The organism is Streptomyces hygroscopicus, assembly GCF_026168105.1.
GTDB lineage: Bacteria > Actinomycetota > Actinomycetes > Streptomycetales > Streptomycetaceae > Streptomyces > Streptomyces hygroscopicus_D.
Genome location: NZ_LBMW01000032.1, coordinates 73,840 through 94,681 on the forward strand (window position 1 = coordinate 73,840; position 20,842 = coordinate 94,681).

Genomic DNA, 20,842 nt, shown 5'->3' on the forward strand with positions numbered 1-20,842 from the left:
GAACACGCTCCTGTGGGAGGGGGATTGACAGTTCACGCTACCCGGTCGGCCTGGCCCTCTGAAGCAGGCAAAACTACCCGATAGTAGTCTTTCTTTGTCGGGCCTGACGTGCTTACGGTTCCGTCATGACGAAGCTCGAGGTTCATGGCGCCTCCCCGATCGACCTGGAGGAGGAGATGGCGTCGCTGCGCGGCGACTGCATCCGTATGGTTCCGCACTGGGCCGCGCCGGCGAAGGCCCCGCACCGACCGGTCTCCCCGTCCCGGATCCACGGTGTCAGCGTGCCGCCCGCCTCCGCCCGCCTCCTGGACGCCATGTCCGACTACGGGGACTGACCAGGCGCCTTCGCCAGGTGCGCGCGCCCACGAGGGAACCGTGCGCTCCCCCGGTGCGTCCCATTGCCGTCCCCCGTAAGGGGGAGGCGGGGTACGACCCTGTTGTGTGCTTCTCCGGCACGGAAGGGTCTCCTGGGACAGCAGTGGAGCCGAAGGAGCGATGCGGTGAACACCGAGCGACCCGACGACGCGAGCGACGCGCCCGAAGTCATCGAGGGCACGGAGGAGGCCGCGACGCGACGGCGCTCTCCGGCGGTCGTCGCCTCGGTCGCGGCGGCGGTCCTGCTCGTCGGGGGCGGCGGGGCCTACCTCGCGGCGACCGCGTCCGGCGGATCCGGCGGATCATCGGCGCCGGGCGACGGCGGCGCTCCCCCGCCGCTGGCCCTCGACGGGTACAGCGGGGGCGGGACGTCCGGTATCGCGGTGGGCGAGCCCAACCCGTACGGCACGACGTACCAGATGCGGGGTCCGCTTCCGGGCGGCCCGGCCTCGGCGCCCGTGTACTGGGCGAAGGGTGAGGTGACGCGTGACGAGGTGGCCCGGCTCGCCGGCGCCCTGAACATCACGGGCTCACCGAAGCGCGTCGGCCAGGCGTGGACGGTCGGGGACGCCAAGGCCGGTTCGGGACCGTTCCTGCAGGTGAACGCGGAGGCGCCGGGAACCTGGACGTTCAGCCGCTACGCGCCCGGCTCCGAGGGCCTGTGCAAGGGCACGCGGCCGTGCACATCGGCCGGACCCGTGGGCGAGGCCGCCGCGCGGACGGCCGCCGCGCCGGTGCTCAAGGCGCTGGGCCAGGACGACGCCAAGCTGGACGCGCACCAGCTCATGGGCTCCGTCCGGGTGGTGAACGCCGAGCCGGAGGTCGACGGGCTGCCCACCCACGGCTGGTCGACCGGCATCCAGGTGGGCTCGAACGGCCAGGTGACCGGCGGCAGCGGCAACCTGAAGGCGCCGGTCAAGGGCGCCACGTACCCGGTGCTCGGCGCGAAGCGGACGCTGGAGCTGATGAACACCGCGCCCACGTCGTACGGCCGCAAGGGCATCGGCGGCTGCACCAGCCCCGTACCGCTCAAGGACCGGGACGAGAAGCCGTGCCAGGCGTCCACCGCGGCGCCGCAGCGGGCGTCGGCGACGGTGGAGGGTGCGGTGTTCGGGCTCGCCCTGCACTCCGTGGGCGGGAAGGCGGTTCTGGTGCCGTCGTGGCTGTTCCAGGTGCGGCCCGCGGGGGGCGGGGACGGCTTCACGGTGACGCACACGGCGGTCGATCCTCGGTATCTGACCGCGCCCCAGCCCCCGGGGCAGCCGAGTGGGCCGACTGCCCCGCGGGCGAGCGCGCCGGGCGAGAAGCCTTCGTCTGCACCGGCGAAGCGCGATGTGAAGGTGATGGGCTACACCGCCGACGGCGACAACCTCACGGTCACCTACGAGGGCGGGGTGTGCGCCGACTACGCGGCGTCCGTGCGTGAGAGCTCCGACAAGGTGACCGTCACCGTGACCGAGACGCCCTGGCCGGGCAAGGTCTGCATCATGATCGCCAAGGTCTACCACACGACATTTCACCTGATGGCGCCGCTCGGCGACCGCCAGGTGGTGGGCCCGGACGGCCAGGCGATCCCGAAGCTCACGGCGGCCACGCTGCCGCAGGCGCCCTCGGGAGGCATGGGGGGCGCGCCGCTGACGCGCTAGCGCGGCTCATGGAGATGCGAAGGCGGCGTCCCCGATGGGGACGCCGCCTTCGCACGCCTACCGTTTGCCGGTGTGGCGGGTGCTCAGCTGAAGGAGTCGCCGCAGGCGCAGGAGCCCGTCGCGTTGGGGTTGTCGATGGTGAAGCCCTGCTTCTCGATGGTGTCGACGAAGTCGATGGTGGCGCCGCCCAGGTACGGGGCGCTCATACGGTCGGTGACGACCTTGACCCCATCGAAGTCCTTCTCCACGTCGCCGTCGAGAGAACGCTCGTCGAAGAAGAGCTGGTAGCGCAGGCCGGAGCAGCCGCCGGGCTGGACGGCGACGCGCAGCGCCAGGTCGTCACGGCCTTCCTGGTCGAGCAGGGCCTTGACCTTGGCCGCGGCGGCGTCGGTCAGGATGATGCCGTCGGTGACGGTGGTGGTCTCGTCCTGTACGGACATCTACATCTCTCCCGGGTTGTACGGAGACTGCTTGCCGACGAGTGCAACCGGCGTGACCGCGGATTCATTCCGGGCCGGGCACGCTTCTTTCGCTTCTTCCCTCGTGCTCGTCGTTTCCTTCCTCATGCTCGCACATGCGGCGGAACCCGCACAGCGACCTGTGGACGGCCCAGGAGGCACCGCCGGGATTCACGTCACATAGACGTTATGGCCATCGTCAAACTGACATGAACCGGTTATGATAGATAACGTCAAATAGACGAAAAGGCATGTCCAGCATGTCCCGTCGGCCTGAACTCGGGCCGACGAGCCGCAGAACAGAAAGGGTGCGTGTCGTGACCACCGCCCAGACCCAGGAGCTCGACGTACAGCCGACGCCCCTCGCTCTCCTGCTGCTCGGCCGCGAGGCCGACCCGAAGAGCGAACGGGGCGTCGAGTGTCCCGGCGACCTGCCCTCGCCGTCCGACCCGGACCTGGTCGAGCGTGCCCGGGCGGCCAAGGAGAAGCTCGGGGACAAGGTCTTCGTGCTCGGCCACCACTACCAGCGCGACGAGGTCATCCAGTTCGCGGACGTCACCGGCGACTCCTTCAAGCTGGCCCGGGACGCGGCGGCGCGGCCGGAAGCCGAGTACATCGTGTTCTGCGGTGTGCACTTCATGGCGGAGTCCGCGGACATCCTGACCTCCGACGACCAGAAGGTGGTCCTGCCGGACCTGGCGGCCGGTTGCTCCATGGCCGACATGGCGACGGCCGAGCAGGTCGCCGAGTGCTGGGACGTGCTGACCGAGGCGGGGATCGCCGAGCAGGTCGTGCCGGTCTCGTACATGAACTCCTCCGCGGACATCAAGGCGTTCACGGGCAAGCACGGCGGCACGATCTGCACGTCCTCCAACGCCCAGCGGGCCCTGGAGTGGGCGTTCCAGCAGGGCGAGAAGGTCCTGTTCCTGCCGGACCAGCACCTGGGCCGCAACACGGCCGTGCGGGACATGGGCATGTCGCTGGACGACTGCGTCGTCTACAACCCGCACAAGCCGAACGGCGGGCTGACGGCCGGGGAACTGCGCGCCGCGAAGATGATCCTGTGGCGGGGCCACTGCTCGGTGCACGGGCGCTTCGGCCTCGACTCGGTGAACGAGGTGCGGGAGCGGATCCCGGGCGTGAACGTGCTGGTGCACCCGGAGTGCAAGCACGAAGTGGTGGCCGCGGCGGACTACGTGGGGTCGACCGAATACATCATCAAGGCGCTGGAGGCCGCACCGGCGGGCTCGAAGTGGGCCGTCGGCACGGAGCTGAATCTCGTACGACGACTGGCGAACCGTTTCGCGCCGGAGGGCAAGGAGATCGTCTTCCTCGACAAGACGGTGTGCTTCTGCTCGACGATGAACCGCATCGACCTGCCGCACCTGGTGTGGGCGCTGGAGTCGCTGGCCGAGGGCAACCTGGTCAACCGCATCGAGGTGGACAAGGAGACGGAGGCGTTCGCGAAGCTGGCGCTGGAGCGGATGCTGGCGCTTCCGTAGGTCCGCGGCTCCGCCGATGACACAGGGCCCGGCCCGCACTCCGTGCGAGCCGGGCCCTCTGCGTTCTGCTGGACGCCCGCGTTCTGCTAGACGCCCGCGGGCTCCAGGACCTCGGTCCTGGCCACCCGCTTCGCCGCCCGCTTCTTCGCCCGGCGCTCCTTGCGGAGCTCCAGCATCGCGTACAGCGTCGGGACCAGCAGGAGGGTCAGCAGCGTCGAGGTGACCAGGCCTCCGATCACCACCACCGCCAGCGGCTGGGCGATGAAGCCGCCCTCGCCCGTGATGCCGAGGGCCATCGGCAGGAGCGCGAAGATCGTCGCCAGCGCCGTCATCAGGATCGGGCGCAGACGGTGACGGCCGCCTTCCACCACGGCCTCCACCACGCCGTATCCCTGCCTGCGGTACTGGTTGATCAGGTCGATCAGCACGATCGCATTTGTCACCACGATGCCGATCAGCATCAGCATGCCGATCATCGCCGGAACGCCCATCGGGGTGCCCGTGGCGACGAGCAGGCCGATCGCGCCCGTCGCCGCGAACGGGATGGAGACGAGCAGGATCAAGGGCTGGGCCAGGCTGCGGAACGTCGCGACCAGCAGCATGAACACGATCGCCACCGCCGCCAGCATCGCCAGACCCAGGTTCTTGAACGCGTCGCCCTGGTCCTTCGAGACGCCGCCGATCTCGGCCGTCGCGCCCGCCGGCAGCTTCAGCGCGCTGATCTTCGACTGGAGGTCCGCGCTCACCGCGCCCGTGTTGTCACCCGTCGGGCGGGCCGTGATCGTCGCCGCCCGGCGGCCGTCGATCCGGGTCATCGACACCGGGCTGTCCACCAGCTTCACCGTGGCGATGTCACCCAGCTTCACCGGCCCCAGCGGAAGGCTCTTCAGCTGTTCCAGCGTCTGCGCCGGCTTCGCCGCCCTGATGACGACGTCCCGCTCGGTGTTGTCCAGGACCGCCTTGCCCGTCTTGGTGCCCTGCACGGCCTGGGCGACCGCGAGGCCCAGCGTCTGGTCGCTGAAACCGGCCGCCGCCGCACGGGAGTTGGCCCGGACGGAGATACGCGGCACGCTCTGCGACAGGTCGCTCGACACGTCCGTCACGTTCTTGAGCTTCGCCACCTCGGCGCGGACCTGCTCCGACGCCGTGCGCAGGACGTCCGGGTCGGCCGCCTTCACGACGACGCTCAGGTCCTGGCTGCCGAAGCCGTCACCGGCCGACACCGTCGTCGTTCCGATCCCGGAGAGCTTGGCGAGCCCGTCCTCGATGCGGTTCTGCACGTCCTGGTCCTTGGCGGAGTCGTCCAGCATCACCGAGTACGAGGCCTGGTTGGTGTCCGTGCCGCCGCCGAACGCCGCCATCCAGCCGGACGAGCCGACCGTGACCTGGTAGTCCTTGACACCCTTGACCCCGGCGAGCATCTTCTCGATCTTCTTGGCCTGGGTGTCCGTCGCCGCCAGGCTCGTGCCCGGCTTCAGCTTCTCCTTGATGCTGAGGACCTTCTGCTCGCCCTGGTCGAAGAAGTTCGTCTTCAGCAGCGGCGCCATGCCGAAGGTGGCGACCAGGACGACCACCGCGATCGCCACACTGGTGAGACGGCGGCGGGTCGCGAAGCGCAGCACAGGCACGTAGAAGCGCTGGAGCCGGCTCTTCGCCTCCTTCTCCTCCGCCTCGCGGCGCGCCTGCGCCGCGTCGTCGGGCCGGCCCTTCGGGGCGCGCAGGAACCAGTACGACAGAACCGGTACGACCGTCAGCGACACCAGCAGCGAAGCCAGCAGGGCCGCGGTCACGGTGATGGAGAACGGGCCGAACAGCTCGCCCACCATGCCGCCGACGAGGCCGATCGGCAGGAAGACCGCGACCGTCGTCAGCGTGGAGGAGGTCACCGCACCGGCCACCTCGCGGACCGCGGTGAGGATGGCCTCCTGCCGCTCCTCGCCGTAGCCGAGGTGCCGCTTGATGTTCTCCAGGACGACGATGGAGTCGTCCACGACCCGGCCGATGGCGATGGTCAGCGCGCCGAGCGTGAGCATGTTGAGGGAAAGGTCCCTCGTCCACAGCACGATCAGGGCCAGGACCACCGACAGCGGGATCGAGACCGCCGTGACAAGCGTCGAGCGGACCGACGCCAGGAAGACGAGGATCACCAGGACCGCGAAGAGCAGGCCCAGGCCGCCCTCGGTCGTCAGACCGTCGATGGACTTGGAGACCGCCGGGCCCTGGTCGCTGACCACGGTGATCGTGGAGCCGGAGCCGAGATCCTTGCGCAGGGTCGGCAGCTTGTCCTTGACCGCGTCGGAGATGGCGACGGCGCTGCCGTCGTGGTCCATGGTGACGTTCACGGCGAGGCTGGGCCTGCCGTCCGTACGGGTGATGGAGTCGGCCTTGGCCTCTTCCTGCCGGACGGTGGCGACGTCACCGAGGCGCACCGGCTTCTTGCCGGGCTCGGACGTGACCATCAGGTCCTGGAGCTGCTGCAGCGAGGTGAAGCCGCCGCCCACCTGGACCGTGCGGTTGCTGCCGTTCTCGTCGAAGGAGCCGGCGGGCACCGTCGCGCCTCCCGCCTGCAGGGCCTGGCCCAGCGCGGCGGTGGTGAGCCCGGCTCCGGCGAGCTTCGCGTCATCGGGCGTGACGGTGACCTGCAGGTCGCGTACGCCGGCCACGGTGACCCGGCCGACCCCGGCGATGTCCTTCAGGACGGGCACCACGGACTTGTCGAGCTGGTCGGACAGGGCCTGCTGGTCCTTGTTCGAGGTGACGGCGAGGACGACGGCCGGCATGTCGTCCGTCGAACCGGCGATGACCTGCGGGTCGACCGAGGACGGAAGCTGGGCGCGGGCCCGGTTGACGGCCTGCTGGACGTCGGCGACGAGCTGCTTGGTGTCGTTGCCGTAGTCGAAGGACGCCATGATCACGGCGTTGCCCTCGCTCGCCGTGGAGGTGACGCCCTTGATGCCGGAGACGGCCTGCAGGGTGTTCTCGAGGGGTTCGACAACCTGCTTCTCGACCACGTCCGGCGAGGCGCCCTGGTACGGCGCCAGGACGGAGACCACGGGCAGGTTGATGGTGGGCAGGAGTTGCTGCTTGAGCTGCGGGATCGCGATCGCCCCGAAGACGAGCGCGACGATCGACATCAGCGCTATCAGGGCCCGTTGCGCGAGGCTGAATCGGGACAGCCAGGACATGGGTCGGCGTCTCTCTCTGTGGCTGAGCGGAAGGTGCGGAGCGCAAACAGCGCCCTTCCTTACACCTTGAGCCATGGGCCTGGGCGATTCCGTCGCCCCTGGGTCCATTTCCTTATACGGCGCATACTGCGGGCGCAGTACGGCCAAAGGGAGGCCGCTCCACCCATGGATGTACCGGCCCGGCCCCTGTTACTCCACCCTCGGACGCACCAGTCCCGACTCGTACGCGATGACGACGAGTTGTGCCCGGTCGCGCGCGCCCAGCTTGGCCATGGCTCGGTTGACGTGTGTCTTCACCGTCAGCGGGCTGACCTCCAGGCGTTCGGCGATCTCGTCGTTGGAGTGGCCGCCGGCGACCTGGACGAGCACCTCACGCTCCCGGCCGGTGAGCGTGCCGAGCCGGTCGGAGCGGGCCGGGTCCCGTTCCTCGTCGCCGTCGCCCTGGGCGAGGAACCGGGCGATGAGACCCTTGGTGGCGGCGGGTGACAGCAGCGCCTCGCCGCCGGCCGCGACGCGGATGGCCGTCAGCAGTTCCTCCGGCTCGGAGCCCTTGCCCAGGAAGCCGGAGGCCCCGGCGCGCAGCGACTGCACCACGTAGTCGTCGACCTCGAAGGTCGTGAGTATCACCACCCGGACCTGGGCGAGATCGGGGTCGGCGCTGATCAGACGGGTGGCGGCGAGACCGTCCGTGCCGGGCATCCGGATGTCCATCAGGACCACGTCGGCGCGCTGCTCCTTGGCCAGCCGTACCGCCTCCGCGCCGTCGGACGCCTCGCCCACCACCTCCATGTCCGGCTCCGAGTCGACGAGCACGCGAAAGGCGCTGCGCAGCAGCGCCTGGTCGTCGGCGAGCAGGACACGGATGGTCATACGGGCTCTCCCTGGGCGGCGGTCACACGCTCTCCCCGGCCGCGGTCGTCGCGTGGTCCTTGACCGGCAGGATCGCATGGACCCGGAAGCCGCCTCCGTAGCGGGGACCGGCGGTGAGGGCGCCGCCCAGGGCGGTGACGCGCTCCCGCATGCCGAGCAGGCCGTGTCCGCCGTGTCCGTTGTGTCCGTCGCGTCCGCCATGTTCGTCGCCGGTGTTCTCGCTTCCGGTGTCGTCGCCCGTGCCGTTGTCGAGGACCGTGATCTCCATTCCGGCGCCCACTAGTACGACGCTGACCTCGGCCTTCGCCTCACGACCCGCGTGCTTCTGCACGTTGGTGAGGGCCTCCTGGATAACGCGGTACGCGACCAGGTCGACGGCGGCGGGCAGGGCGGTGCCCTGGTCGGCGCGGGCGACCTCGACGGGCAGGCCCGCATGCCGGAAGGTGTCGGCGAGTTCGTCGAGACGGGCGAGACCGGGGGCGGGCTCGGTGGGTGCCTCGGGGTCGCCGGACTGCCGGAGCAGACCGACGGTGGCGCGCAGTTCGTTGAGCGCGGAACGGCTGGCCTCGCGGACGTGCGCGAGGGCCTCCTTCGCCTGGTCGGGCCGCTTGTCCATGACGTGCGCGGCGACTCCGGCCTGCACATTGACGAGGGCGATGTGGTGGGCGACGACGTCGTGCAGATCGCGGGCGATGCGCAGCCGCTCCTCGGCGACGCGTCGGCGGGCCTCCTCCTCGCGGGTGCGTTCCGCGCGCTCGGCGCGCTCCCTGATGGCGTGCACGAAGGCGCGGCGGCTGCGGACGGCGTCGCCGGCGGCAGCGGCCATACCCGTCCAGGCGAAGAGGCCCAGGTTCTCCTGGGCGTACCAGGGAAGAGGGCCCGCGAGCATGGCGGCGCCGGTCAGCACGGTCATGGTGAGCAGTCCGACACGCCAGGTCGTGGGGCGGTCGGTGGTGGCGGCGACGGCGTAGAGGGCGACGACCGCGGACATCGCCACGGGGGCGCGGGGGTCGGCGGTGACGAGTTCCACCAGGGAGAGGGCGGTCGTGACCGCGAGGACGGCCATGGGGTTCCGCCGGCGCAGGACGAGCGCTGCCGCGCCGAGCGCCATGAGGGCGAGGCTCAGGGCGTCCGGGGTGCGCGTGCCCCACTTGGGACCGACTTCCGCGTGGGGGTCCACGAAGGAACTGGCCACCATGCAGACGAGGACGCCGAACGCGATGACGGCGTCCAGGGCCAGGGGGTGGGCGCGGATCCGGCACCGGGTGCGCTCTAGGGTGCTCACGGTTGATTACGGTACGGGCCCCCGGGCGCGGCGCGGAACCGGTCTCCCCCGGCGCCCGGCGGTGAGCGGCACCCGGCGTAGGGCGTACCGCCCGGGGGCTGCCGCCCCCAGGCCCCCACTTTTCGGCCAGAACGGCCTCGTCCGCAACTCCCCCGCTCTCGGCTTCGCTCGAGCGGGGCCCCCACGACGGGCAGGCTCGTCCGGACCCGGCCGAGCCGTGCCCCCGCCTCAGCCCGGGATCAGGCCGTCGTCGTTCAGCATGTCGCGGACCTCCGCCAGGGTCGCGTCCGGCGACGGCAGGATCAGTTGCGACGGCTCCAGGGCGTCGTCCGGGAGGGGGGTGCCGAGGCGGCGGACCGCGTCCAGGAGCGCGTTCAGCGTGCGACGAAAGCCCTGCTCGTCGCCACTCTCCATCTCCCGGAGCAGTTCGTCGTCCAGTTTGTTCAGTTCGGTGAAGTGGTCGTCGTCCAGCTTCACCTGCCCCTCCCCCATGATCCGTACGATCATGTCGCCCTCCTCAGGCGTGGGACTCGGTGGATGACCGCGATACTGAACGTCATTGCTTGTCGAAGCGCGGGGTGTCCTGCGGCTGGGACTGGGACTGCCCCTGGCCCGTGCCGCCTTCGATCGCCTGCTGCTGCGAGGAGCCCCCGGCCAGTTCCGCCTTCATCCGCTGCAGTTCCAGCTCCACGTCCGTACCGCCGGAGAGCCGGTCCAGCTCGGCCTGGATGTCGTCCTTGGCCATGCCGGAGGGGTCGTCCAGGGCACCGGAGGCCAGGAGCTCGTCGATCGCGCCGGCGCGGGCCTGGAGCTGGGCCGTCTTGTCCTCGGCCCGCTGGATGGCCAGGCCGACGTCGCCCATCTCCTCCGAAATGCCGGAGAAGGCCTCGCCGATCCGGGTCTGCGCCTGGGCCGCCGTGTACGTCGCCTTGATGGTCTCCTTCTTCGTACGGAAGGCGTCCACCTTGGCCTGGAGACGCTGCGCCGCCAGGGTGAGCTTCTCCTCCTCGCCCTGCAGCGTCTGGTGCTGGGTCTCCAGGTCCGTCACCTGCTGCTGGAGGGCGGCGCGCCGGGACAGCGCCTCGCGGGCCAGGTCCTCGCGGCCGAGCGCGAGGGCCTTGCGGCCCTGGTCCTCGAGCTTGGAGGACTGGCTCTGGAGCTGGTTGAGCTGCAGCTCGAGGCGCTTGCGGCTGGTCGCCACGTCCGCGACACCGCGACGCACCTTCTGCAACAGCTCCAGCTGCTTCTGGTACGAGTAATCGAGGGTCTCGCGCGGGTCCTCGGCCCGGTCAAGGGCCTTGTTCGCCTTCGCGCGGAAGATCATCCCCATACGCTTCATGACACCGCTCATGGGCTTCGCGCGCCCCCTTCTGACGGACTCCAGCTCACAGGTCTGCGACAGAACCCACAGTACGGGCCCTGCATCCATTACCGCACTGTTCGGGGACGGATGCGGTCATCCCCAAGGACGACTGCGTCCGTCCCCCGCTCAGGCGTAGGGAGTAGGTGTCCCCCGAGGTTACGTACGGGGAGACTCCCGGATTCCCTCAGCCGCCCTCCGGGAGAACATCGGCGGTCTTCCTTTTGGGGCCCCTCTGTCCCAGTACAGACGAACGGTGTTGCCGGATCGTTCCCCGCGGGACTGGGGTCCATGCGGGAGCACCCCGTACCCTTGGGTTTTGTGTTCCGTAGCCGTGCCAAGGAAGAGAAGGCACCGGCCGTCGACCAGACGCCGCTGACCGACTCCAAGCAGCCCCGAGACCCGCAGGCCCCGAAGGGCCGCCCCACGCCCAAGCGCAGTGAGGCTCAAGCCCAGCGCCGCGGCGTCGCCAACACGCCGACGACGCGCAAGGACGCCGCGAAGCGTCAGCGCGAGGAGCGCCGCCTCCAGATGGAGAAGCAGCGCCAGGCGCTGGCCGGCGGTGACGAGCGGTATCTGCCGGCGCGGGACAAGGGCCCGGTCCGCAAGTTCGTCCGCGACTACGTCGACTCGCGTTTCAACGTCGCCGAGTTCTTCCTGCCGATGGCCGTCGTCATCCTCGTGCTGAGCATGGTGCGGGTGGCCTCGCTGCAGAACATCGCGCTGCTGCTGTGGCTCGTCGTGATCGTCCTGATCGTGCTCGACTCGATCCTCTCCGCGTTCCGGCTCAGGAAGCGGCTGAACGAGCGCTTCCCGAACCAGAACAAGAGGGGCGCGATCCCCTACGCGCTCATGCGCTCGCTGCAGATGCGCCGACTCCGGCTGCCGAAGCCGCAGGTCAAGCGCGGAGAGCGGCCCTGAGCACGACGCCTTTCGCCGGGGGCGCTGCCGATGCCTGGCTGAGCAAGCTGGGCGGTCTGCGTGATGTCGTACGGCAGGAGCTGGTGGCCCGGCAGCTGGACGAGCAGATAGCCGGGCGGTTCCCGGTCGGGCAGCGGCTGCGAGTGCTCGACGTCGGGATGGGCCAGGGCACACAGGCGCTGCGTCTGGCCCGGGCGGGACATCGGGTGACGGGGGTCGAGCAGGACCCGAAGATGGTCTCCGTGGCGCGTGAGGCCCTGTCCGGCGAGCCGGAGGGCATCCGGGAGCGCATGCGGATCGTCGAGGGCGACGGCCGGGACACGGGCGTGCACTTCCTGCCGGGCAGTTTCGACGTGGTGCTGTGCCACGGCGTGCTGATGTACGTCGAGGAGCCGGACGCCCTGCTGGCGGGGCTGGCCCGGATGCTGGCCCCCGGCGGTCTGCTGTCGCTGCTGGTACGGAACGGGGACGCGCTGGCGATGCGGCCCGCTCTGTCCGGTGACTGGGCGGGCGCGCTGGGCGCGTTCGACACCGTGGCATACACCAACCGGCTGGGACTCGAGGTGCGCGCGGACCGGCTGGACGCGCTGACGGCGACGCTGGCGGGGATCGGGGCGCCGCTGCACGCGTGGTACGGGGTGCGGGTCTTCACGGACACGGCGGCGGACGGGGCGGAGCTTCCGGCCGATGTGGAAACGCTGCTTGCGGCCGAGGAACGGGCCGGCAGGACCGAGCCGTACCGCCGGGTCGCGGCGTTGCTGCATCTGTGCGGGGTGCGCGGCTGAGGACGGGCGGATGATCTCGTTCGGGTGAGCACCACAAGCCGGACGATCACCCCCGAACGGAGACTCGGGGCATGGACGCTTCCCGTATCCGTGCCCTCCGCCGGCTGTGCGCGGCCCTGCTCTGTTGTCTGACGCTCGCCGGCGGCTGCACGGACTCCGGCACCCCGGCGAAGAAGGACAGCCCGGCGATCGCGCGGACGACGTCCCCCAAGGCCGGGGACGAGCTGGAGAGCGAGTACCAGCGGGTCATCAGGAACGTACTGCCGTCCGTCGTGCAGATCCGGGCCGGCAACGCCCTCGGATCCGGCGTGGTGTACGACGGCAAGGGGCACATCGTCACCAACGCGCATGTGGTGGGGGGCGAGAAGACGTTCCAGGTGACCACGGCCAACAGCGAGAACGCCCTGACCGCGCGCCTTGTCTCCTCGTACCCGGAGCAGGACCTCGCCGTCGTCAAGCTGGACGAGGTGCCGAACGGGCTGAAGGCGGCGGTGTTCGGGGACTCGGCCAAGGTCGAGGTGGGCCGGATCGTCCTGGCCATGGGCTCTCCGCTCGGGCTGTCGTCGAGCGTGACCCAGGGCATCGTGTCGGCGACCGGACGGACCGTCAGCGAGGGGAACACGGGCGGCGGCACGGGCGCCACCATCGCGAACATGGTGCAGACCTCGGCGGCGATCAATCCGGGCAACAGCGGGGGCGCGCTCGTCGACCTCGACGCCCAGGTCATCGGTATCCCCACGCTCGCCGCGATCGACCCCGGGCTCGGGGGCAGCGCGGCCTCCGGCATCGGGTTCGCGATCCCGGCGTCCACGGTGAAGACGATCGCCGACCAGATCATCAGCAGCGGCAAGGTCACCGATTCGGGGCGGGCCGCGCTCGGGATCACCGGCCGCACGGTGGTGAACAGCAGCACCTACCAGCCGGCCGGGGTCGCGGTCGTCGACGTCAAGAAGGGCGGCGCGGCCGACAAGGCGGGCCTTCGGATCGGTGACATCATCATCAGATTGGGTGACACGGACGTGACCACCCTCACCTCCCTCGCCGAGGCGCTGGCCAATGCCAGGCCGGGGCAGAGGACCACGGTCATGTTCCTGCGCAGCGGAAGCCGGAAGACGGTCGGCATCACCCTGGGCGAGCAGTAGCCCCGGAGGCGGGCGGGGGCCGGGCAACAGCCCCCGCCCGGCGGGCCTAGGACTCGTCGGCGTGCAGGCTCATCGGCCCGTAGATCTCCGTTCCGTCCTCGAACAGCCGCACCTGGTCGGCGCCGCCGTCGAGCAGTTCCTTCCAGTGCTCCCCGATCCAGGACTCGGCGTCCCCCTGCGTGGTGAACTCCTCGGGCGCGACCGCGGGCTGGGCCTCCGCCCCGTCGGCCTTCTCGAACCGCCACGTCCATGCCGCCACGTACGCCTCCAAGATGTCAGCACATACAGACCAGAAGCCGGATCTTGGTCCGGCTGCTTCCTCGAGCCTATGCGGTCGGCCGGGTGCGCCGTCAGACCTTACGGGGCCTCGGACGCGCAGGACCTGCGGCGACCCGGGAAAATCGGGTCCGTGGAAGTGACTCTGCTCGGCACCGGTGCCCCCGCGGGACTCCCCCGCCCCGACTGTCCCTGCGCGTCCTGCGCACGTGCGCTCGGCCCCGAGGTGCGCGCGGCGACCGCCGCGCTCGTGGACGGGACGCTGCTGCTGGACCTCACGCCGGGAGCCGCGTTCGCCGCCGCGCGCGCCGGGCAGTCGCTGGGCGGCGTACGCCAGGTGCTGATGTCGCATCCGCACGACGGGCCGCCGGTCGAGGTCCCGGCGGGCCTGCCGCAGCCCGGGCGGGTGCCGGACGGACGGGAGCTGGCGCTGCTGACCGGGCACCGGGTGCGGGCTCTGGCGCTGGACGCGCCGGGCACGGGGTACGCGGTCACCGGTCCGGACGGTCTGCGGCTGCTGTATCTGCCGCCGGGCACGGCACCCGCGGGACTTCAGGGGCCGGCGGAACCGTACGACATGGTGCTCGCCGATGCCGTGGGACGGCCGGACGCGCTGGCGAAGCTGCGTGCGGTGGGCGCGCTCGGGCCGGCGACCGATGTCGTCGCCGTCCACCTCGACCACGACGTGCCGCCGGGCGCCGAGCTGCGGCGGCGGCTCGCGGCGGCGGGGGCGCGGGCGGTGCCGGACGGGACGACGCTGGCCGTCGGGGCCTACCCGGACGTATCCGCGTTGCCGGACGTGCCCCGGCGCACGCTCGTGCTGGGCGGGGCACGGTCGGGCAAGTCGGTGGAGGCGGAGCGGCGGCTCGAGGCGTTCCCGGACGTGCTCTACGTGGCGACGGGCGGGTCGCGGAACGGGGACACGGAGTGGGCCGAGCGCGTGGCGGCTCACCGGGAGCGGCGGCCCGGGTCCTGGCGTACCACCGAGACGTGCGATCTCGTACCACTGCTGGCGCAGGACGGGCCGCCGCTGCTGATCGACTGTCTGTCGCTGTGGCTGACCGATGCGATGGACGCGGTGAACGCGTGGGACGACGCCGAGTGGGCGGACGGCGGTGAGCGGGCGCTGCGGGCTCGGATGGAGGAGCTGGCGAGGGCGGTCCGCAACACGCGGCGGACCGTCGTCGCCGTTTCGAACGAGGTCGGCTCCGGCATTGTCCCGGCGACGGCGTCCGGTCGCCGCTACCGCGACGAACTCGGCCGTCTCAACGCGGCGTTCGCGGCGGAGTGCGAGCATGTGCTGCTGGTGGTGGCCGGGCAGGCGCTGACGCTACGCGCGTGACCTGACGCTACGCGGGTGAGGGCGCGCTGCGCGCGATGATCCGGTAGGCGTTCGAGAAGCGTGTGCGCCGCAGCAGCGGTGCCAGTGCATGGTCCAGGGCGGCGGCCGTCGCCACGAGCGGTGCGGCGGCACCCGTCAGGGCCGTGCGCAGCCGGCGCCGGAACACCGTCGAAGGGACCGCCCGCCGGGCGGCGTCCGGGGCGGGCAGCACCCGGTCCAGGGCCAGCGCGAGGGAGCCCGCGATGTCGTACGGCGTGTGCGGCTCACGGCGGTCGCTGGTGACGATGGTGCAGCCCAGCGCCTCCAGTTCGGCCAGCAGATTGCTCAGCGGCATCAGATGGAGGTGGCACGGCCGGCCGTACGAGACCCACCACCTGCCGAGCAGCGTGCCGAACGCACAGCCGGGGTCGGGGACTTCGATGAGCAGATGGCCGCCGGGGCGCAGCACCGTGAGGGCGGCACGCAGTTCCGCGCGCGGGTCGGAGGTGTGCTCCAGATGGTGGAACATGCTGACGACGTCGTAGCGGGAGCTCAGCCGCGTCAGGATCGCCGGGTCGGTGAGATGCCCGCGGTGGGCCTCCTCGACGCGGCCCGCGGCCCGGGCCTTCTCCACACGCCGGGTGGGGTCGAGGCCGTCGAAGGACGTGTACGGGTGGACCTCCTTGGCCGCCTGGGGGAAGTGGCCCTGCCCGGTACCGACGTCGAGCCAGCTCTCCGGCTCCGGGAAGGGCAGCATCGCGCGGGCCGCGGCCCGATGGCGGCGGGCGCTGCCGTGGGCGGCCAGGAGGCGTTCGGCGAGGCTGTCGAGGCCCGCGCGTCCGTCGTGGAAGTCGTGGTGGTGGAAGGCGAGTCCCTCAGCGGTGAAGCGGGGGTTCTGGAAGGCGTGCGCGCAGTCGTTGCACTCGTCGACGCCGAACGCGCCCGGCCTGTGCCGCGCCGGGCCCGGGGCGCGCAGTCGAATGTTCAGCCGCGTGGAGCCGCACCAGGGGCAGTCCTCGCGGCGCGGCTGACGGAACCGGTCGGCGCCCTGGGCGAGTTCGCCGGGCCGCTCGGCGCGGGGCGCGGCGGACGGCTGCGGGGCGGGCGGCATGGGCGGCTCCTGTCGGCGGCCGGGGAGTTCAGGACAATAAGCATTCAAACGGTACATATGGAATTCAGCTCACGGACGCAATGACGTGCCGTCGACGCGGCGCCCCCGCGTTCGATCACTGCCGGTACTGTTCGGCGAATGAGCTCGCTTAATCTCGACGACTTCACCGATCTGATCGAGCGCCCCGACGGCGGGGTGCGCCGCGACGCCGAAGAGCGCCGGGAGCGTCAGATCGTGCCGCCCGGGGCACTGGGCCGCCTGGACGACCTGGGTGAGTGGCTGGCGGCCGCGCAGTCCGCCGTACAGGTGCGGCCGATCGAGCGGCCGCGCGCGATGCTCTTCGCGGGCGATCACGGCGTCGCGGCGCTCGGTGTGTCGGCGCGGCCCGCGGGCAGCGCGGCACTACTGGTACGGGGGGTGCTGGAGGGAACCAGCCCGGCGTCGATCCTGGCGCGACAGCTGGACGTGCCCGTGCGGGTGGTCGACATGTCCCTCGACTGCGACCCGGACGAACTGCCGGCCGATGTCGTACGGCGTCGCGTACGGCGCGGCAGCGGGCGCATCGACATCGAGGACGCGCTCACTCCCGAGCAGGCGGAGGAGGCCTTCAGGGCGGGGGTCGCGGTCGCGGACGAGGAAGCGGACGCCGGGACCGATCTGGTGGTCCTCGGCGACGTGAGCGTCGGCGGAACGACACCGGCGGCCGTACTGATCGCCGCGCTGTGCGGGACGGACGCGTCCGTGGTGACCGGGCGCGGCGGCCTGCCGATCGACGACCTGGCGTGGATGCGGAAGTGCGCGGCCGTACGGGACTCGCTGCGCCGGGCCCGGCCGGTGCTGGGCGATCAGCTGCAGCTGCTGACGGCCGTGGGCGGAGCGGATCTGGCCGCGATGACGGGCTTTCTGCTGCAGTGCGCCGTGCGTAAGACTCCGGTCATCCTGGACGGCGTCGTCTCGGCGGCGTGCGCACTGGTCGCACAGCGGATCGCGTTCCGTGCGCCGGACTGGTGGCTGGCCGGGCAGAGCAGCGGCGAGCCGGCCCAGGCCAAGGCGCTGGACCGGATGGCGCTGGAGCCGCTGCTCGACCACGGTGTGACTGTCGGCGAGGGGACCGGGGCGCTGCTGGCCCTGCCGCTGGTGCGGGCCGCCGCCGCGCTCGCGGCGGAGCTTCCGGAGAAGCCCGTGCAGACGGCCGATGCGTCCGGCGAAGAGCTGCCGGGGCGGGAGTAGCACAAGCGGGTGGCGGGTGCGGCCGGTTCGGCTCCGCCGGGCCGCGCCGTCGTGCTTCTCGCCGTCGTGGCGGAAAGAAGAGGGCCGCCCGTACCGCTTCCCCGGAGTTTCCTGAGCGCCCCATATCATCGCCCTTCATGGGAGATGCCCGTTTTACCGCGGAACAGGAACAGGAACACACGGTTCGGTCGCAGGGCGGGGCACGGCGGTCCAGCCGGGCCTCCCGGCGGGCCGCCGCGTTCGCCGTCTGGTACCTGCGCGCCGTCACCTTCATCAACTTCCTTTCCGCCGTATGGGTTTCCCTCGCCCAGGACGTACGGCGGCACAACCAGCAGAACCTCTTCACGCCGTACCTGCTGACCGCGGGATTCGCCTCGGGCGTGTTCACGATGTTCCTCGCGGTCACCATGCGGCGGCGCAAACGGGCCGCGTGGATCCTCAACCTCGCGCTCTGCGGGCCCTTCCTGCTGCTGTTCGCCTTCGCCATGGCCTTCCCGGAGATCCGGCAGTACGCCCAGAACTGGATCTCCCTGGTGCTCACCGCGGCCTTCGCCGTCTCGCTGCTGGTCGGGTGGCGGGAGTTCTACGCCAAGGGTGATCGGTCCAACCCCCGGCTCGCCGCCGTCGTCGCCGTCGGCGGCCTGCTCGTCTCCTCGCTGCTCGCCGCACTCCTGGTGACCGTCACCAACACCGCGCAGGACGCGCACCGTTCGACGTTCCCGGAGCGCTGGCGCTACGGCACCCTGCGGCTGGTCTCGGTCACCGTCGACGACTCGCACTACCCCGGGATCGCCCCACCGAACTGGGTCAACGTCACCATCAACGTGTTCAGCACGCTGCTGGTTCTCGCCGTCCTGTACGCCGCCTTCCGCTCCCGGCGCGCGGTCGACCCGATCACCGAGGACGACGAGAAGCGGCTGCGGGCCCTGCTCGACAAGCACGGTGACCGTGACTCGCTCGGCTACTTCGCGTTGCGCCGGGAGAAGAGCGTGATCTGGTCGCCCACCGGCAAGGCGGCGATCGCGTACCGCGTCGTCGGCGGTGTCTCGCTGGCCTCCGGCGATCCCCTGGGGGACCCGGAGGCGTGGCCCGGGGCCATCGAGCCCTGGCTCGCGGAGGCGCGCGCGCACGGCTGGATCCCGGCCGTGATGGGCGCGAGCGAGGAGGCGGGAACCGTGTACGCGCGGCACGGGCTGGACGCGCTGGAGCTCGGCGACGAAGCCATCGTCGACGTCGGCGAGTTCACGATCGAAGGGCGGGCCATGCGCACCGTCCGCCAGGCCTACAACCGGGTGAGGCGCGCCGGGTACACGGTCCGCATCCGGCGCCACGAGGACATTCCCGCCGAGGAGATGGCCGCCCTCCTCGAGAAGGCCGACGACTGGCGGGACGGGGCCACCGAGCGCGGGTTCAGCATGGCGCTGGGACGGCTCGGCGACCCCGAGGACGGCCAGTGTGTGATGCTCGAGTGCACGGACGCGGCGGGCGAGTTGCGGGCACTGCTGTCCTTCGTGCCGTGGGGGCCGCACGGGCTCTCGCTCGACCTGATGCGGCGCGACCGGGACTCCGAGAACGGGCTCATGGAGTTCATGGTGATCGAACTGCTGCGCCGCGCCCGGGAGATCGGCATCACCCAGGTGTCGCTCAACTTCGCCATGTTCCGGTCCGTCTTCGAACGCGGCGCGCGTCTTGGCGCCGGACCGGTGCTGCGACTGTGGCGTTCGCTGCTCAGCTTCTTCTCCCGGTGGTGGCAGATCGAGTCGCTGTACCGGGCCAACGCCAAGTACCGGCCCATCTGGGAACCCCGGTTCCTGCTCTTCGAGAAGAGCGCGGACCTGCTGCGCATCGGCGCCTCCTCGGCGCGCGCCGAGGGGTTCCTGGAGGCACCCGGGCTGCCGAAGTGGCTGCACCGCCGGCACCTGCAGTCGCACAGATGAAGAGCGCCGGACAGATGAGGACCGCTGGATGAACGGCCTCGCCCGCCTGGCGCGTGCCGAATGGGGGCTGGTGTACGTCAGCGTGCGTCGGACCCTCGCGCGGCGGAGCCGGCGGGCGATGCCGATGACACCGGCGGCCGTGTGCCTGACATCGGTCCTGCAGTTCGTGCAGAACCAGTCGTGGGGCTTCCCGTTCGTGCAGAACCTCGGGTCCGTACGGGCCGAGGAACCGCTGTGGCGGGCCCTGCTGCGCACCCCGCTGTCCCTCTTCGTACCGGCCCTGGACCTGCCGGTGTGGGGGGCCCTCCTGCAGATCCTGTTCGTGTTCGGGATCGCCGAGCTCTGTCTGGGCTGGTGGCGCACGCTCGTCATCGCCTACGTCGTCACGCTCGCCGGAACGCTGTACGCGCGCGTGGCCATCGACCTCGGCCCGAACCATCCGCTGGGGCTGCCCGCGACGGACGCCCAGGTCGTCGACACCGGTCCGTCGGCCGCGGTGATCGGGCTCGCCCTGTTCCTGTGCTGGCGCTACCGCGCCTACCTCACGGGGAGCGCGGTGGTCGCCTCGATGGTCGCGGAACTCGTGGTGAAGGAGAACCTCGCGGGCAAGGAGCACATCGCCGCGATCGGGGCCGTGCTGGTGCTGTGCGCGGCCTCGGCGCTGCGTCAGGAACGGCGGTCGGGCAGCCGCATCCCTTGCGAATCGGGCTTGCCGCCGATCCAGTCCTGAGCCCGGCGGCTCAGCCTCGCCCAGCGGCGGTCGTGGTGGTAGGCCCGCAGACCGGCCCTGGCGCGGGAGCGCGGGCGGCGGCGGTACAACCGTCTGGCCCACAGCGAGCCGGGGCGGGCCAGACGGATGGCGCCAACCATGGCGATCAGCGGCACGATCACACCGAAGATCGCGGTGCGGGTCTTGCCCTTGCTCAGGGCCAGCAGCGAGAAGAGGAAGTTCACGACGACGGTCGCGATGACGGCGCCGCGGTCGTGCAGCTCCTCCGAGGAGAGGTCGTTGACGCCGAACGGCGCGAATCCGGCGAGGACCAGGCCCACCAGGGCCGCGGTGATCACCACGACCTCGACGCTCTTGCGGCCCTCCTCGGTCCAGTAGACGTCGTCCAGATGCAGGATCAGCGCGAACTCGTCCAGCACGAGGCCGGCCCCGATGCCGAACACGACCGCGAAGACACCGGAGCTCACGCCCTGACGGGGGCCGACCGCACCGAAGCCGCCGATGATGGTGAGGACGACGCCGGGGACGACGTGGTGGATGTGCAGGCCTCCGGCCTTGACGTTGCGGAAGGGTCCCCGGCCGGCGCGGATGAGGCGGGTGATGACGCGCGTGATCACGAACGTCAGCACGAAGGCACCGAGCGCGAGCAGCAGGGGGAGTTTGCCCGGCTCGATGATGTTCCGCTCCAGCCAGTTGCCCATGGGTGCA

Annotated in this window: 19 protein-coding genes; 10 read left to right on the plus strand and 9 right to left on the minus strand. The window is 71.1% G+C overall.

Annotated elements, in window-relative coordinates; genetic code table 11:
* The first annotated feature begins 125 nt into the window (after nt 1–125).
* Both AAW14_RS26905 and AAW14_RS26910 read left to right on the plus strand, forming a co-directional pair.
* The gene (locus tag AAW14_RS26905; protein WP_265566533.1) at nt 126–335 is read left to right on the plus strand and encodes a hypothetical protein; all 210 of its coding nucleotides are present in this window, start codon (nt 126–128) and stop codon (nt 333–335) included.
* 165 nt (nt 336–500) lie between these two features.
* The gene (locus AAW14_RS26910; RefSeq protein WP_265566534.1) at nt 501–2,021 is read left to right on the plus strand and encodes a hypothetical protein; all 1,521 of its coding nucleotides are present in this window, start codon (nt 501–503) and stop codon (nt 2,019–2,021) included.
* Nucleotides 2,022–2,104: 83 nt separating this feature from the next.
* Here the strand turns inward: AAW14_RS26910 and erpA are convergent, their stop codons facing one another.
* Entirely contained in the window at nt 2,105–2,461 is a 357-nt protein-coding gene (gene erpA / locus AAW14_RS26915; protein ID WP_265566535.1) for an iron-sulfur cluster insertion protein ErpA, read from the minus strand.
* A 335-nt stretch (nt 2,462–2,796) separates the two neighbouring features.
* On the opposite strand from erpA, the gene nadA reads away from it, so the two are divergent.
* Nucleotides 2,797–3,981 carry a quinolinate synthase NadA gene (gene nadA / locus AAW14_RS26920; protein ID WP_265566536.1) on the plus strand — a complete coding sequence of 395 codons (1,185 nt, stop codon included), beginning with the start codon at nt 2,797–2,799 and terminating at the stop codon, nt 3,979–3,981.
* An 86-nt stretch (nt 3,982–4,067) separates the two neighbouring features.
* Here the strand turns inward: nadA and AAW14_RS26925 are convergent, their stop codons facing one another.
* From AAW14_RS26925 to AAW14_RS26945, 5 genes are all read right to left on the minus strand, one after another.
* Entirely contained in the window at nt 4,068–7,166 is a 3,099-nt protein-coding gene (locus tag AAW14_RS26925) for an efflux RND transporter permease subunit (protein ID WP_265566537.1), read from the minus strand.
* A 189-nt stretch (nt 7,167–7,355) separates the two neighbouring features.
* Nucleotides 7,356–8,036 carry a response regulator gene (locus AAW14_RS26930; protein WP_265566538.1) on the minus strand — a complete coding sequence of 227 codons (681 nt, stop codon included), beginning with the start codon at nt 8,034–8,036 and terminating at the stop codon, nt 7,356–7,358.
* A 22-nt stretch (nt 8,037–8,058) separates the two neighbouring features.
* Nucleotides 8,059–9,321 (minus strand): sensor histidine kinase, encoded by a 1,263-nt coding sequence (locus tag AAW14_RS26935; protein WP_265566539.1) that lies wholly within the window; start codon nt 9,319–9,321, stop codon nt 8,059–8,061.
* A gap of 228 nt (nt 9,322–9,549) precedes the next feature.
* Nucleotides 9,550–9,828, minus strand: a complete 279-nt coding sequence (gene pspAA, locus AAW14_RS26940) for a PspA-associated protein PspAA (RefSeq protein ID WP_265566540.1) — start codon at nt 9,826–9,828, stop codon at nt 9,550–9,552.
* A gap of 49 nt (nt 9,829–9,877) precedes the next feature.
* Entirely contained in the window at nt 9,878–10,672 is a 795-nt protein-coding gene (locus tag AAW14_RS26945; protein WP_265566541.1) for a PspA/IM30 family protein, read from the minus strand.
* Nucleotides 10,673–10,972: 300 nt separating this feature from the next.
* On the opposite strand from AAW14_RS26945, the gene AAW14_RS26950 reads away from it, so the two are divergent.
* The 3 genes from AAW14_RS26950 (at nt 10,973) to AAW14_RS26960 (ending at nt 13,529) form a co-directional block, all read left to right on the plus strand.
* On the plus strand, nt 10,973–11,602 hold the full coding sequence (locus AAW14_RS26950; protein WP_265566542.1) for a DUF3043 domain-containing protein: 630 nt from the start codon (nt 10,973–10,975) through the stop codon (nt 11,600–11,602).
* An 83-nt stretch (nt 11,603–11,685) separates the two neighbouring features.
* The gene (locus tag AAW14_RS26955; RefSeq protein WP_265566543.1) at nt 11,686–12,387 is read left to right on the plus strand and encodes a class I SAM-dependent methyltransferase; all 702 of its coding nucleotides are present in this window, start codon (nt 11,686–11,688) and stop codon (nt 12,385–12,387) included.
* Nucleotides 12,388–12,458: 71 nt separating this feature from the next.
* Nucleotides 12,459–13,529 carry a S1C family serine protease gene (locus tag AAW14_RS26960; RefSeq protein ID WP_265566544.1) on the plus strand — a complete coding sequence of 357 codons (1,071 nt, stop codon included), beginning with the start codon at nt 12,459–12,461 and terminating at the stop codon, nt 13,527–13,529.
* Between the two features lie 46 nt (nt 13,530–13,575).
* On the opposite strand, the gene AAW14_RS26965 is transcribed toward AAW14_RS26960, so the two are convergent.
* Complete coding sequence (locus AAW14_RS26965; RefSeq protein ID WP_265566545.1) at nt 13,576–13,788, minus strand: hypothetical protein; 213 nt, start codon at nt 13,786–13,788, stop codon at nt 13,576–13,578.
* A 150-nt stretch (nt 13,789–13,938) separates the two neighbouring features.
* On the opposite strand from AAW14_RS26965, the gene AAW14_RS26970 reads away from it, so the two are divergent.
* Nucleotides 13,939–15,147: a bifunctional adenosylcobinamide kinase/adenosylcobinamide-phosphate guanylyltransferase gene (locus AAW14_RS26970; RefSeq protein ID WP_265566546.1), complete on the plus strand. Its 1,209-nt coding sequence runs from the start codon at nt 13,939–13,941 to the stop codon at nt 15,145–15,147.
* A gap of 7 nt (nt 15,148–15,154) precedes the next feature.
* On the opposite strand, the gene AAW14_RS26975 is transcribed toward AAW14_RS26970, so the two are convergent.
* Complete coding sequence (locus tag AAW14_RS26975; RefSeq protein ID WP_265566547.1) at nt 15,155–16,237, minus strand: class I SAM-dependent methyltransferase; 1,083 nt, start codon at nt 16,235–16,237, stop codon at nt 15,155–15,157.
* A gap of 138 nt (nt 16,238–16,375) precedes the next feature.
* On the opposite strand from AAW14_RS26975, the gene cobT reads away from it, so the two are divergent.
* From cobT to AAW14_RS26990, 3 genes are all read left to right on the plus strand, one after another.
* A complete protein-coding gene (gene cobT / locus AAW14_RS26980) occupies nt 16,376–17,467 on the plus strand; it encodes a nicotinate-nucleotide--dimethylbenzimidazole phosphoribosyltransferase (RefSeq protein WP_265566548.1) in 1,092 nt (363 codons plus the stop codon).
* A gap of 137 nt (nt 17,468–17,604) precedes the next feature.
* Complete coding sequence (locus AAW14_RS26985; RefSeq protein ID WP_265566549.1) at nt 17,605–19,404, plus strand: phosphatidylglycerol lysyltransferase domain-containing protein; 1,800 nt, start codon at nt 17,605–17,607, stop codon at nt 19,402–19,404.
* A 28-nt stretch (nt 19,405–19,432) separates the two neighbouring features.
* Nucleotides 19,433–20,134: a hypothetical protein gene (locus AAW14_RS26990; protein WP_265566550.1), complete on the plus strand. Its 702-nt coding sequence runs from the start codon at nt 19,433–19,435 to the stop codon at nt 20,132–20,134.
* On the opposite strand, the gene AAW14_RS26995 is transcribed toward AAW14_RS26990, so the two are convergent.
* Nucleotides 20,071–20,835: a hypothetical protein gene (locus AAW14_RS26995; protein WP_265566551.1), complete on the minus strand. Its 765-nt coding sequence runs from the start codon at nt 20,833–20,835 to the stop codon at nt 20,071–20,073. The genes AAW14_RS26990 and AAW14_RS26995 overlap by 64 nt on opposite strands.
* Between the last annotated feature and the right edge of the window lie 7 nt (nt 20,836–20,842).

Coding starts and splice junctions, on each gene's coding strand:
- AAW14_RS26960 (WP_265566544.1), top strand. CDS start 12,459: ATGGACGCTTCCCGTATCCGTGCCCTCCGCCGGCTGTGCGCGGCCCTG.
- erpA (WP_265566535.1), bottom strand. CDS start 2,461: ATGTCCGTACAGGACGAGACCACCACCGTCACCGACGGCATCATCCTG.
- AAW14_RS26945 (WP_265566541.1), bottom strand. CDS start 10,672: ATGAGCGGTGTCATGAAGCGTATGGGGATGATCTTCCGCGCGAAGGCG.
- pspAA (WP_265566540.1), bottom strand. CDS start 9,828: ATGATCGTACGGATCATGGGGGAGGGGCAGGTGAAGCTGGACGACGAC.
- AAW14_RS26995 (WP_265566551.1), bottom strand. CDS start 20,835: ATGGGCAACTGGCTGGAGCGGAACATCATCGAGCCGGGCAAACTCCCC.
- AAW14_RS26930 (WP_265566538.1), bottom strand. CDS start 8,036: ATGACCATCCGTGTCCTGCTCGCCGACGACCAGGCGCTGCTGCGCAGC.
- AAW14_RS26950 (WP_265566542.1), top strand. CDS start 10,973: ATGCGGGAGCACCCCGTACCCTTGGGTTTTGTGTTCCGTAGCCGTGCC.
- AAW14_RS26925 (WP_265566537.1), bottom strand. CDS start 7,166: ATGTCCTGGCTGTCCCGATTCAGCCTCGCGCAACGGGCCCTGATAGCG.
- AAW14_RS26985 (WP_265566549.1), top strand. CDS start 17,605: ATGGGAGATGCCCGTTTTACCGCGGAACAGGAACAGGAACACACGGTT.
- AAW14_RS26990 (WP_265566550.1), top strand. CDS start 19,433: ATGAACGGCCTCGCCCGCCTGGCGCGTGCCGAATGGGGGCTGGTGTAC.
- AAW14_RS26975 (WP_265566547.1), bottom strand. CDS start 16,237: ATGCCGCCCGCCCCGCAGCCGTCCGCCGCGCCCCGCGCCGAGCGGCCC.
- cobT (WP_265566548.1), top strand. CDS start 16,376: ATGAGCTCGCTTAATCTCGACGACTTCACCGATCTGATCGAGCGCCCC.
- AAW14_RS26905 (WP_265566533.1), top strand. CDS start 126: ATGACGAAGCTCGAGGTTCATGGCGCCTCCCCGATCGACCTGGAGGAG.